This is a genomic window from Actinocrinis sp. (genome assembly GCF_035653575.1).
GTDB lineage: Bacteria > Actinomycetota > Actinomycetes > Streptomycetales > Catenulisporaceae > Actinocrinis.
Genome location: NZ_DASRBQ010000178.1, coordinates 22,435 through 34,847 on the forward strand (window position 1 = coordinate 22,435; position 12,413 = coordinate 34,847).

The 12,413-nt window shown below is 69.0% G+C and carries 10 protein-coding genes; 5 read left to right on the plus strand and 5 right to left on the minus strand.

Going from position 1 to position 12,413, the window contains the following annotated elements; translation table 11 throughout:
* Nucleotides 1–193 precede the first annotated feature (193 nt).
* Entirely contained in the window at nt 194–763 is a 570-nt protein-coding gene (locus VFA06_RS23985) for a TetR family transcriptional regulator (RefSeq protein WP_324842965.1), read from the minus strand.
* 94 nt (nt 764–857) lie between these two features.
* Here VFA06_RS23985 and VFA06_RS23990 point away from each other — a divergent pair, with 94 nt between their 5' ends.
* Nucleotides 858–1,583 (plus strand): SDR family oxidoreductase, encoded by a 726-nt coding sequence (locus tag VFA06_RS23990; protein WP_324842966.1) that lies wholly within the window; start codon nt 858–860, stop codon nt 1,581–1,583.
* A 91-nt stretch (nt 1,584–1,674) separates the two neighbouring features.
* Here VFA06_RS23990 and VFA06_RS23995 read toward each other — a convergent pair whose 3' ends face one another.
* From VFA06_RS23995 to VFA06_RS24010, 4 genes are all read right to left on the minus strand, one after another.
* On the minus strand, nt 1,675–2,268 hold the full coding sequence (locus tag VFA06_RS23995; protein ID WP_324842967.1) for a DUF1707 SHOCT-like domain-containing protein: 594 nt from the start codon (nt 2,266–2,268) through the stop codon (nt 1,675–1,677).
* Nucleotides 2,269–2,357: 89 nt separating this feature from the next.
* Complete coding sequence (locus VFA06_RS24000; RefSeq protein WP_324842968.1) at nt 2,358–3,191, minus strand: hypothetical protein; 834 nt, start codon at nt 3,189–3,191, stop codon at nt 2,358–2,360.
* 29 nt (nt 3,192–3,220) lie between these two features.
* Nucleotides 3,221–3,961, minus strand: a complete 741-nt coding sequence (locus tag VFA06_RS24005; RefSeq protein ID WP_324842969.1) for a hypothetical protein — start codon at nt 3,959–3,961, stop codon at nt 3,221–3,223.
* Between the two features lie 577 nt (nt 3,962–4,538).
* Complete coding sequence (locus VFA06_RS24010; RefSeq protein WP_324842970.1) at nt 4,539–5,168, minus strand: alpha-ketoglutarate-dependent dioxygenase AlkB; 630 nt, start codon at nt 5,166–5,168, stop codon at nt 4,539–4,541.
* A gap of 430 nt (nt 5,169–5,598) precedes the next feature.
* Here VFA06_RS24010 and VFA06_RS24015 point away from each other — a divergent pair, with 430 nt between their 5' ends.
* From VFA06_RS24015 to VFA06_RS24030, 4 genes are all read left to right on the plus strand, one after another.
* The gene (locus tag VFA06_RS24015) at nt 5,599–8,910 is read left to right on the plus strand and encodes a penicillin acylase family protein (RefSeq protein WP_324842971.1); all 3,312 of its coding nucleotides are present in this window, start codon (nt 5,599–5,601) and stop codon (nt 8,908–8,910) included.
* Between the two features lie 396 nt (nt 8,911–9,306).
* Nucleotides 9,307–10,095, plus strand: a complete 789-nt coding sequence (locus VFA06_RS24020; RefSeq protein WP_324842972.1) for a C40 family peptidase — start codon at nt 9,307–9,309, stop codon at nt 10,093–10,095.
* Nucleotides 10,096–10,294: 199 nt separating this feature from the next.
* Nucleotides 10,295–11,476, plus strand: coding sequence for a DddA-like double-stranded DNA deaminase toxin (locus tag VFA06_RS24025; protein WP_324842973.1), 1,182 nt, complete (start codon nt 10,295–10,297; stop codon nt 11,474–11,476).
* A 643-nt stretch (nt 11,477–12,119) separates the two neighbouring features.
* The gene (locus VFA06_RS24030; protein ID WP_324842974.1) at nt 12,120–12,347 is read left to right on the plus strand and encodes a hypothetical protein; all 228 of its coding nucleotides are present in this window, start codon (nt 12,120–12,122) and stop codon (nt 12,345–12,347) included.
* Nucleotides 12,348–12,413 lie beyond the last annotated feature (66 nt).

The following is a 12,413-nucleotide window of genomic DNA, read 5'->3' on the forward strand; positions in this document are numbered from 1 at the left end:
ATGTGCCGGGCAACGTCCGCCGCGGCAGCGAAGTTCCCGGTGCACACCACCGCGGCACGCGCTCACCCCTCACGCACCGCCAGGTCGCTCTGCCCGGCCGGCTCGGCGTCTCGTACGTCCATATGACGCCGCGTCACCTCTGGCGACCTGGCCCGTGGCGACGCGAGATCGAGCGAGACCTCTATTCAGCTATTCAGCGACGGTCGAGCGCCTGCGCGAGTTCGTCGGCTGCCTCGCGCACCCGGTTCGAGTAAGCGGCGGCGTCAGGCTCCGCGACCCAGCGTCCGAACGCGGTCCGGAAGATGGCGACGCCGACGTTCGCCAGCAGGCCTGCCGTCGACGGGGCGGCGCCGCGCTGCCGAAGAGCCGCGTCCAAGGCGTCGGCGACGGCGGCGAATTTCGTGCGCCCGCGCTCCTGCAGTTCGGTGCTGCTGTCGATGATCGCCTGTCGCTGCGCGGCGTGCGGAGCGACCCGAGCCGCCACCATGTCGCCGACTTGCTCGATCGCGTCGAGCAGGGCCTCGAATGGCGTGAGCCCGGGGTCGGCCTTCAGCACGGCGTCGGCGAGCGCGGCCGGAAGCTGGTCCGAGCCGGCGAAGAGTACGTCGCGCTTGTCGGCGAAGTAGCGGGAGAACGTGCGCCGCGTCAGCCCGGCGCGCTCGGTGATCTGCGCGACGGTGACGTTCTCGTACCCGTGCTCCAGGAACAGCGCCAGCGCGGCCTCTCGCAGCCGGTCCTCCGCTCCCTGCTCCCAACGCGGCATAGCCGAAATTCTAGCAGTGATGACTCATTGAGACATCACGTGCTACGGTGATGTCTCAATGAGTCATCAGCTCGGCTTATCAAGGAGCAGCACCATGGCACTCACCGGTCAGCGCATCGTCGTCATCGGCGGAAGTTCCGGCATGGGACTGGCCACCGCCCAGGCCGCCGCGGAAGCCGGCGCCGTCGTCACCATCGCCTCCAGCAGCAAGGAGCGCATCGACGCCGCGCTCGCCGAACTCCCGGACTCGTGCGACGGTGCCGCACTCGACGTGCGCGACGAGGCGGCCATCGCCGACCTGTTCGCCCGCTTCGACGAACTCGACCACGTCGTGTTCACCGCCGGCGACCAGGCAGATCGCCGCACCCTGAAGGAGCTCCCGATCGAGCAGGCCCGCCACACCTTCGACGTGCGGTTCTGGGGAGCCGTCGCCGTAGCCAAGCACGCGGCACCGCGCATCCGCCCCGGTGGCTCCATCGCCCTCACCTCAGGCACCATCGGCGTCCGCCCGGTCCCCGGCGCCGCCCTCGCCTCCGCCGGAGCCGCGGCCACCGAGGGCCTCACCCGCGGACTGGCCGTCGACCTCGCGCCCGTACGCGTCAACGCCGTTCGCTCCGGTGCTGTCCAAACCCCGCTGTGGGACGGCATCCCGGAGCCTCAGCGCGCAGCGATATTCGACAGCTTTGCGCGGCGTGCCCTTACCGGTGCGATCGGCCAGCCGCGGCAGATCGCCGCCGCACACCTCTACCTGATGGAGAACGAGTTCGTCACGGGCACCGTGCTCACCGTCGACGGCGGCCTGATCCTGACCGGAAACTGACCGCAACAGCTCAGAGCCTCGGTGTCCCGACGCGCCATCAAACTGCGCCCCCAACCGGACCGCGCCGCTGCGGTACGCGCCACTATCGGCACTATCGGCGCGGTTGCCGGATGCGTATGTGGCCGGATCTCGGGTGACCAATGAGCGTGATCGTCGGAGCGGACGGATCAGTCGGCGCGTCTGCCTTGTTGCTGATGCGAGAGGTGTTGGTGCTCGATCCGTCGATCCGTACTGTCCAGCCTCGCGGCACGAGCAGCTTGATGTTTCCAAGTCCGCAGGTCGCCTCGACCGTGACATCCCGATGGACGCAGGTAGCCTCGGTGAAGTCGATCACGATGTTCGGTATGCCGCATTCGGCGACAATCCTCCGCGGAACCGTCCACCGGCCGTTCTGCTTGACGTTGCTCCCATGCGTCTTCAGGAGCATCGTTTCCGGACCGGGGGAGGAGGGCGCCGCGGTCGGCCGTTTGTCGGGCAAGTCGGCCAACAAGGCATCGAGCTCGCGGTACGTCTTCGCGCGGTAGGCCCGCTCGAGCCGCTCCTCCAGCTCGGCCGGGTCGATGCGGCCCTCGCCCGCGGCGACGCGAAGCTTCTCAGCGGCCTGCTCACGCTCGGCATCGCCTGCGCGAGGGTCCACACCGCTCGTCGAGGCCTTCGGTTCGGGCCCCCGCTCGCCTTCGCTCATGGTGGGACCGTATCCGTACGCGGGGCCGCATACACCGCGCGTGCATTCAGTGCACGACTTGGGCGTGCCGCCACGTCGCACGTGCCGGTTCAACCCGCGCGGACTGCACTCTGTGCCGCGCGCCATGCTGCCACGAACTGCGCGACGCTTGCGTAGCGGTCGGCAGGATCGGCACTGGTGGCTCGCGCCAAGACCTGATGCTGAGCCGGCGTGCCGCGGAAGGCGGATTCCGTGTCGCCCCGGTCCAGGAGGATGAAGCCTGCGCGCGCCAGGGTGTAGACCGTCGTACGCTCGTCGACGGTCGCGCCGGGGGTGCGTTCCTCGGGTGCGAGGTAGCGGGTCGAGCCCGGCACCGGCTGTGTTCCTACGGTGTAGGGGCCGGGTCGGTAGTGGTCGAGGTCGATCAGGCGGATGGTGGCGGTGGCCGGATCGTAGAGCATGCAGCCGTCGTAGAAGTCGACAGCTACGAAGCCCGCTGCCGCGACGGCCACGTGCGCATCGAAGATTTCGTCGATGACCCGCGCGATGGTGGACACGGGCTGTGCCCGGAAGGCGTGCATGGGGCCGGACGGGTCGCTGCGGTCGGGCCGGTGCGAGTTCGTTGGATGGTAGAGCACTGAGCCTGTGACCCACGGATAGACGATCCCGGCGCGCTCGCCCAGGTCGGTGAAAGCGACAGGCGCCAAGATGACCGGGTGCGCGACCGCGGTGTGCAGTCGCGCGGCGGAGCGCAGCATGGCGGCGGTCGCGGCGTCGGGCGCGAGCTTGACGAACCAACGCTTGTCACGGTCTGCGACGCCGTAGGAGCGACACCCGGAGTCCTGGTTTTCGAAGGCTGCGAACACCTGCCCGAGCGAATCGAGCAAGCCTCGAGGGTCGCGACTGCCGGCGATCTCGGCCAGCAATGTGGTCAGCGTCGGCACGCGGGATCCTCCGGTCGGTGCGGTGCGTTTCACGGTGTGGTAGTCAGTGCGGTCAGCATCGGGTTCAATCGCGCAGCGAGAAGTGGGTCCGTGCGGTCGAGCTCCGCTGACATCGAGAGCGCGGCGGCGTTGAGCGCACGCCGTAGTTCGGCTTCGTCCAGCGACCGCACAAGTGTCGCCTCCAACGGCTTGGTTAGCTCCAACGGAAGCAAGTGGGCGCCCTTCGCGTAGGCCGTGGGACGGCCCAGGCGCAGGCAAGCCAGTGCGATGATCTGGTCGCGCAGTGCGCTGATCCAGTACTCGGCCTGCCACCACCGCTGCCGTTCGATGCACGTGTGGGCGTGCAATGCGTGGTGCCAGGCCAGGCCGGCCAGGTGCTCACGATCGGGCAGTTGCCCGTAGGCGGGCTTCTGGGCGTCGCCGAAGACAGTGCGCCACGCGGGGCCGCGCGGACGGAACTCGGCCTCGGCAGTGAAAGCGAGATCGACTTCGAGCCAGCCAGGCAGCAAGAACACCCGATAGATTGCCGGGCCCGAGGTCAGGTCCCAGTGGTGTACCGCAGCGAAGTCCTGGTAGAGCCGCGTGGTCCAGCGTCGCAGGGCGTCGTCCAGCCGGTCGCGAACCGAGAACGCGAGATCGATGTCCGACCACTGGTCGGCGGCGTTGAGCGCCTCGGAACCGGTAACCGCGGCCGCCGCAATACCAGGGTCTTCCTTCGCGGCCGTGAGCAGCTGCCCCCGGACACGCTGACGCTCCTCGACATCGAACACCGCGCAACCTTAGCCTCGTCGGTCCGCCGTAGCTGGCGTCGAGCAATATCCCATAGATAACAGGCCCAACAGACTTACTCACCACAAATGTCCAGTTCAGCCGACACCGCCAAAAACCAAGCGGCCAGGGACTCAACTGCCAACCGCGAGTGCGTGGGTCAAAGTGTCCGAACGTCGCCCGATGTCGTCTGGCGGCCCGTGTGGGGGAGGGGCCGCATCGCACGCGCGGTTCCTTTGCGGAGGTGAGGAGGAACGCCGAGCGGCAAGGGTCCTGGGAAGAGTGAGTTTCTCATCAGCGTCGCGGGCGTCGGTGCCGCGACTGCCCGTGGGCGCTGGTCAGATTGAATCCCCGGTCGGATCTGGCTGGTCAGCTGGCGCCCGTTAATGGGAGCCCGGAATTCGTCACCATGGACGTCGACGGTCGCACGGCGTGCGGTGTCACGACCGAGGAGTACGAGATCTGGATCGTGGTTCGTTCCCTCGGCTAGATCGCGACCCGCTCGTTGAGCTGCCTGTGGTCCCGTCGGCAATGCCTTCCGGCGGGACCACTGCGGTCTCGAGTAGGCCGCGCCGGGGGTCAGCCGACGTTGCGGGGCCGAAACTGGGCGCTGATGCGCGGGCCGACTGGACGTGCGGTTTTGGGGATCGCGTGGTCCCAGGTGCGCTGGCAGCTGCCGCCCATCACGAGCAGGTCGCCGTGGCCGACTTCGTACCGTCGGACCGGGCCGCCGCCACGAGGACGCAACGCGAACGTGCGCGGTGCGCCGAGCGAGAGGATCGCGACCATGGTGTCCTGGTGGGCGCCGCGGCCGAATCTGTCGCCGTGCCAGGCGACGCTGTCGCGGCCGTCCCGGTACAGGCACAGACCGACGCTGGCGAACGGCTCCCGCAGTTCAGCCGCGTAGTGGGCGCTCAGCTGCTCGCGGGCTAGGGCCAGTATCGGGTCGGGCAAGGTATCGCCCTCGCGGTATCCGCATAGTAGGCGGGGTACATCGACGACCCGGTCGTACATGCGCCGCCGCTCCGCCTGCCATGGCAACCGGTCGACCAGCCGTGCGAACAGGTCGTCCGCGCCGGCGATCCAGTGCGGACGAACGTCCAGCCAGGCGTCCGCGCCCAGCTCGATACGGCGCATGGACGCGTCCAGCGAACCGAGGGTGACCTCGTCCGCGACGTCCAGCAGCGAGCCCTGCAGCGCTCCTTCCATGCTGTTGACAGTAACACCTGATCGAATAGACGTGCTAAGAATTGCCGGGTCGATTCCGGCGGCGCGCGGTTGTCGAGCGCACGGTCTCGTCGGTGGGTGCGGGACCGCGGGGCGCCAGCGGCGGCGGGCGCGCTGAGGTTCGGGGCAAATCACCGGGCTGCACGGACGCCCAGGCTGGACCCAAGCGATGCGTGCGGTTTCGAGGGCCGAGTGGGTCGTGCGCGAGGCGTCGATGCCGCCGGGCGCAGCGCGCCGGGGGAGCGGCGTCAAGGCGCAGCATGTAAGGGCTCTGTGGGTCGGTCGTGGCAGCCTGACGGGGCTTTGCGCAATGTTGGCCATCCGTCCCAGTCAGTTGCCTGTCACGCTCTTTCGCGACCTGTTACCCGGCAGTAACGTGCGCCACGTCACACGTCACGAAGGGAGCCCGCGCATGCCCATCCGCGCCCGTTTACTGGCCGCACCGGCCGCGCTCGTGGTGGGCGCGGCCCTGGCCGTCGCGGTTCCTACGGGCCCTGCGACAGCCAAAACCCGTGCGGCCGCCGCCGCGGCCGCCGCGGACTACTGCCTGGGCCAGTGCAACGACATCCTGCCGCCGGGCGAGAACGGCAGCGCAACCCTCGCCCAGATCCTCTGGTTCAAGGCGACCGGGAACCGGCCGTCGAACACTGACGACCAGCTGGGCAAGTACGCCAGCCTCGTGGACTCCTACACCGGGCTGGACAACACCAAGCTCGGCGACTTCTTCGACTCCTCCTCCTTCGGCGTTCCGGCCGGGCAGGTGCAGAGCCAGTACAACCCGGGCGGGCGCGGCGACGTGACGATCGTGCGCGATACCAACGACATCCCGCACATCTACGGCACGACGCGGTCCGGAACCGAATACGGGGCCGGATACGCCGCCGGGCAGGACCGGCTGTGGATGCTGGACGTCTTCCGGCACGTCGGACGCGGCGAGCTGACCAGCTTCGCCGGCGGCGCGCCGGGCAATCGGCAGCTGGAGCAGAGCTTCTACCTCAACGGCGCCTACACCGAGGGCGACCTGCAGGCGCAGATCGACCGCGTGAAGAACAGCGGCCCGCGCGGGGCGCAGGCGTACCAGGACATGACCGACTACCTCGCCGGCCTCAACCAGTACATCGCCGACGCCAAGTCAGGGCTCGACTGGCCGGGGGAGTACGACCTGACCGGTAACGCCAACATCCTCACCGGCGACGGCATCGCGCCGTTCCAGGCCACCGACCTGGTCGCGATCGGCACCGTCGTCGGCGCGCTCTTCGGTGCCGGCGGCGGCGGACAGGTCGCCTCGGCGCTGGTGAAGGAGGCCGCCGAGGCCAAGTACGGCGTGGCGCAGGGCGACCGGGTCTGGCAGGCCTTCCGCGAGGAGAACGACCCGGAGGCGGACCTCACGCTGCACTCCGGCCAGGTCTTCGACTTCAACGCCAGCCCGGCCGACGCCACCGGCGTGGCCATGCCCGATCCGGGTTCGGTGACGCCGCAGCAGCTGGTGTTCGACCCGACCGGCTCGGCGGCCACGAGCGCCGCCGCGAAGAGCGCCCCCGGAGCGGCGCCCAAGGCCGGGCCCGCCGCGGTCTCACCGCAGGCCGCCGCGCGGTCGGCGCGCTCGGCCGCGAACCTCAAGGCCCAGCCCGCGATGGCGAAGCTGACCGGCTCGATGAACGGCGGCGTGCTGCCGGCGAACCTGTTCACGAAGAAGCACGGCATGTCCAACGCGCTGGTCGTCTCCGGCCAGTACACCGACAGCGGAAACCCGGTCGCCGTGTTCGGTCCGCAGACCGGTTACTTCGCGCCGCAGCTGCTCATGCTCGAGGAACTTCAGGGCCCCGGCATCAGCGCGCGCGGCGCGGCCTTCGCGGGCCTGAACTTCTACGTCGAGCTCGGCCGCGGCGCCGACTACTCCTGGAGCGCGACCTCCGCCGGGCAGGACATCATCGACACCTTCGCCGTCCGGCTGTGCAACACCGACGGCACGCCGGCGACCAAGGACTCCAGCGCCTACCTGTACAACGGCGTGTGCACCCCGATGCAGCAGATCGAGCGCGACGACTCCTGGAGCCCGACCGTCGCCGACAGCACCCCGGCCGGCTCCTACAAGCTCATCGCGTTCCGCACGAACTTCGGCATCGTGCAAGCACGCGCCACGATCGGCGGCGCACCGGTCGCGTACACCTCGCTGCGCTCCACCTATCAGCACGAGGTCGACACCATCATCGGCTTCCAGATGTTCAACGACCCTGCCGCGGTCACCGGACCGGCTTCGTTCCAGCAGGCGGCGTCCAACATCACCTACACGTTCAACTGGTTCTACGTCGACTCGAAGCACACCGCCTACTACAACTCCGGCCTCAACCCGACCCGGCCGGCCGCCGACGACCCCAACCTGCCGATCACGGCCGACGCCGCGCACCAGTGGCTCAACTGGGACGCGGCCACCAACACGGTGGCGAACACACCGTTCGCCGCGCACCCGAACTCCATCGACCAGGACTATTACGAGTCCTGGAACAACAAGATCGCGCAGGGCTACACGGTCTCCGACTTCGGCGACGGCTCGGTGTACCGCAGCAACCTGCTCGACTCCCGCATCAAAGCTCTGATCAACAGTGGGCAGAAGATCACCCGCGCCTCGCTCACGCAGGCGATGGAGGACGCGGCCGTCACCGACCTGCGCGGCCAGATCCTGCTGCCGCAGCTGTTGCAGGTGATCGGGACGCCAACCGACCCCGCGCTGGCCAACGCCGTCAGCGAGCTCAAGACCTGGCTCGCCGACGGGGCCAAGCGCAGGGAGAGCGCGGCCGGCAGCCACACCTACGCCGACTCCGACGCCATCCGCATCATGGACGCGTGGTGGCCGCTGCTGGTCCAGGCCGAGTTCGAGCCGGGCATGGGTCCGGACCTGTACTCGGCGATGACCGGTGTGCTGGGCGTGGACGACTCGCCGTACGGCGGCGCGGAGGCCGGGGTGGCGCACAAGGGCTCCGCGTTCCAGTCGGGCTGGTACAGCTACGTCGACAAGGACATCCGCACGATCCTCGGCCGGCCGGTCCAGGGCGGGCTGACCCAGCCCTGGTGCGGCGGCGGCACCCTCGCAGGCTGCCGGCAGGCGCTGCTCGGCGCGCTGTCCACCGCGGTCGCGACCCCGGCGACGTCGGTCTACCCGGGCGACAGCGTCTGCTCGGCCGGCGATCAGTGGTGCGCCGACTCGATCCAGCAGCACCCGCTGGGCGGGATCACCGACGCCCAGAGCAACTGGCAGAACCGCCCCACCTTCCAGCAGGTCGTGCAGTACCCGGCGCACCGCGGCGACAACATCGCGAACCTGGCGCTGGGCAAGGCCGTGTCGGCCTCCAGTCAGCAGTGCTCCACCGTCCTGTGGTGGACCGTCTGCGACTACCCGCCCGGCCAGGCGGTCGACGGCGACATGGGCACCCGCTGGAGCAGCAACTGGGACGACAACGAGTCGATCACCGTGGACCTCGGCGCCGTCCAGCCCGTCGGGCGCGTCGTGCTGGACTGGGAGGCGGCCTACGGGAAGGCCTACGACATCGACGTGTCCACCGACGGCCAGAACTGGACGACGGTGTACTCGACGAGCGCGGGCACCGGAGGCCAGGACGTCGACCGCTTCCCCGTCACCCGCGCCCGCTACGTCAAGATGCAGGGGGTGACCCGGGGAACCGGCTGGGGCTACTCGCTCTACGAGTTCCAGATCTACGCCGTGTAAAGCCCTGACACGGTACACGACGCGACACGAACCCCAGCGCCGACGGCGCCCGGCCCGCCCCAGCGACGGCCGGGCGCCTGCGCCGCGAGCCTTCCGATCACCAGGCGGACCACCCGGCGCGCAACGCAGAACCGCTCGTCAAGGCCCGGTTTTGACCGGTTGTCCGGGAAACGCCGCCGCCACTGTCAGGTCAACAATCACGGCTCTATCCCTGGATCGAAGACGGACGCAGCCCGCGTCCCGTGATCCGGGGAGCCGAAGATGACCCGCCACCGCCCTCGCGGCGCACGCAGCCGATCGGCCGGCCGTGTGCGTAGCGCTCTCGCAGCACTCTTCGCTGTTTTGCTGCTCGCCCTGGCCGTCATCTGTGCGCCCCGCGGCACTGCTCACAACACCGTGGCAGCTCATGACACCGTGGCGGCCTCGATACCGCACGCCACACCGGCGCCGCAGCGGCCCGCGGCCCCGGACACCACCTCAGTACCCGTCCGGCCCGTTCCCAAGGTACCCGTCGCCGACACGAAGCCGCTGTCCGCGCGCCCGTATGTGTCGTCCACCTCGGCCACCGTGCTACGCATCACCCTGCACCGTGGCGACACACTCTGGGCGCTCTCGCGCAGCCACGGCACCACCGTCGCCACGCTGCAAGCTCTCAACGGCTTGGGCCACAGCACACTGATCTACGCAGGGCGCACTCTGCTCGTCCCCGCAACCACAGCCTCGCCTCGCACACCAGCGCACCGGCCAGCCGTCTCCACACCACCCGGCCACCCCTCGGCCAGTGCGGTCGACAACCACGTCCAAGCGCCGGCGAACGCGGCGCCGACCGGTGCCGCAGCGGTCGCGGTGGCGTTCGCGGAGCGGCAGCTCGGCGTGCCCTACCTGTGGGGCGGCACCACCGCCAGCGGCTACGACTGCTCCGGTCTGATCCAAGCAGCGTGGCGCGCCGCCGGGATCGACCTTCCGCGCACCACCTACGACCAGATCAACGCCGGCACCCGCATCAACCGCGACCAGCTGCGGCCCGGCGACCTGGTCTTCAGCAACGGCCTCGGCCACGTCCAGCTCTACATCGGCCACGGCACCGTCATCGAAGCCCCACACACTGGCGCCACGGTCCAGTACAGCCCCCTGCCCGCGCCCGGCCAGGTCGATGCGTACGTCCGCGTCAACCCTGCCGGCTGACTGAAAGCCGAATCGATCCCGTAAGCCCGGTCAGCCCGGGCCGAATCACGGATGAGGAGCAAGTCCCGTGAACCGACCCCACTTCCCATCACGGCGCACCGCCGCCGCACTCGGCGCTGTGGCAATCGTCGCCGCAGGCGCCGGCCTGGACGCCAGCGGCGCCTTGAACCAAGGCCCCGGCCAAACCGCGCATATCCGCGTGGCAAGCGCAGACTCCGCGCTCACGCTCACCACCGGCCTCAATACCGAGGTCTACGCCACCGCGGACCTCTCGGGAACCCCGCTGGGCACGACCAGCGGCGCCAGCGTCAAAGCCACCTGCCGCGCCCCGAGCGGCGGCATTCAGATCCTGTACCCCACCGGCATCGGCGGCGTCGGCTATATCCCTGCGCCCTCCACCCTTCCCGGCACCCTCGTCGGCTGCCCCACCCTGCCCGCTGGAACGAGCGGCGCCACGGGCCAGTCCACCACCGCCGCGCAGTGCGTCGCGCAGCAGAGCGACGACGTCCTGTTCTCCGAGTTCATCAAGAACTGGATTCTGAACAACGCCGAAACGTGGGCCTCGGACCTGGCCGCCCAAGGCGACCAGAACCCGCCGACCTCCGACTCGCAGATCGTCGCGACCGTGCTGCGCGAGGCGTCCTCCTCCCTCTACGACCAGAGCAGCGCCTTCGCCGAGGCCGTCCGCAGCGCCCTGCAACAGGAAGCCTCCTCCAGCTACCCCGACTGCAACGACCAGGCCGACGGCCAGCAGGCGCAGTGGAAGAAGGACCTGTTCAACCGCCTGGCCGACCAGGTCGTCAGTGGCCTGCTCAAAGCCACGCTCAAGCAGATCGAAAGCGCCATCGCCGCCCAGGCCGAGTCCCAGCCCGCCGGCCAGCAGCAAAGCCAGGGCACAGACCAGAACGGATGCGACACCGGCGCGCTGACCCAGGCCCTGACCACTCTCGGAACCACGCAGACGACCGGCTACGGCATTGACGCCGGCGGCACCACCTACCAGTTCCAAAGCTCGCGCAACCAGGTCTTCCTGATCAATGGCCGGCCCTGGCGAGCCAGCGACCTGCAACTGAGCAACAACGCCGCCGCCCGGTTGAACGGCGTACTCAATCGCCCCGACCTGTCAGGGTTCTCCATCCACGCCGAGCCGAAGATGGCTGAGTACATGTACGAGCAGCGCACCAACTCCAACCTCAGCCACGTCTGTGTGGTCATCAACAATCCGCAAGGCCCCTGCCCCTATGCAGGTACCCTGCAGCCCTATGGCTGCCAGACCGTGGTTCCCCTGCTGATGGCGAAAGGCCAGGAGATGGACGTGTACTGGCAGCCCGCGACGGGCGGCCAGCTGAACTCCATGGCGTTCACCGGCACCGCGAACTGACATCGCCGCCGCGTCGACCGGCATGACGGCGACTACGTGCCCGGGCCTCGGCCCGGGCACCGTCATAAGCGATCTGACGCACCGTCACCGGCGCATGTGCGAAAGAGCCGTTAACTAGACGGTCGCGATCCTCGTACGGGAGCTCCAGGCGTCAGCGGCAAGCACTGACGCGCACCGATCGCGATCGAGAATCCCGTGGCGATTCCGCCCTGAGGGCTCGCAGGATGACGCGCCGGCCGTCCTGGCCGAGGATGGCGGGTGAGGAGCCTGACGAGTTCCGCAACCACGGGGAGCCATAGTGAAGAACAACGCGGTCGGCAAACGGACCAGCCTGCGCGTGGGCGCTGCCGGAGTCGCTGTGGCCGCAGCGTTCGTACTCGCCGACGCCCCGCTCACGCGGACAGCGTCCACCTGGAACAGGTTCGGGTGAACCAGGTCAACGTCCACCTCTAGGCGAATCCTCCGGGCTGCGAAATGCACATATCGCGCAAGTTTGTCGGCCTGTCCGCAGTCAACCTGTTCTCGGCGGCCGTGGCCGTGATTCCGGCCACCGCTGCGCATGCCGCGGGCAGTTGGTGGGATGCCGGTTTCACGGCCAAAGACCCGCTGAACAGCGGTCCACGAGGCGTCCTACTGCAACAACGTGTCTCCCACCACGGCGTATGGCTGGATGAGCTTTGACTGGCCAGCGGTCGGGACGCTGGTGAGCAACCCGAGCTGGTTCGTCTGCAAGGACAACGGCTCCCCCAATGGGGAGGTCAACGGTCCGCACCCCACCCGCTGGCTGTACACCCAGACGGACACCGGCGCCTGGGGATGGGTGTCGGACAACCAGGTCCCCAGCGAAACCGACTCGGTCGAGTACTGCTGAGCCGCGGACCGGGCCACGGTTGTGCCCGCAGCGGTCCGCCCCGTCACCGCGCGACGGCAATCCTCG

Excerpts from the sequence above, each read along its gene's own strand:
- VFA06_RS23990 (WP_324842966.1), top strand. The coding sequence starts at position 858 with ATGGCACTCACCGGTCAGCGCATCGTCGTCATCGGCGGAAGTTCCGGC.
- VFA06_RS23995 (WP_324842967.1), bottom strand. The coding sequence starts at position 2,268 with ATGAGCGAAGGCGAGCGGGGGCCCGAACCGAAGGCCTCGACGAGCGGT.
- VFA06_RS24015 (WP_324842971.1), top strand. The coding sequence starts at position 5,599 with ATGCCCATCCGCGCCCGTTTACTGGCCGCACCGGCCGCGCTCGTGGTG.
- VFA06_RS24010 (WP_324842970.1), bottom strand. The coding sequence starts at position 5,168 with ATGGAAGGAGCGCTGCAGGGCTCGCTGCTGGACGTCGCGGACGAGGTC.
- VFA06_RS23985 (WP_324842965.1), bottom strand. The coding sequence starts at position 763 with ATGCCGCGTTGGGAGCAGGGAGCGGAGGACCGGCTGCGAGAGGCCGCG.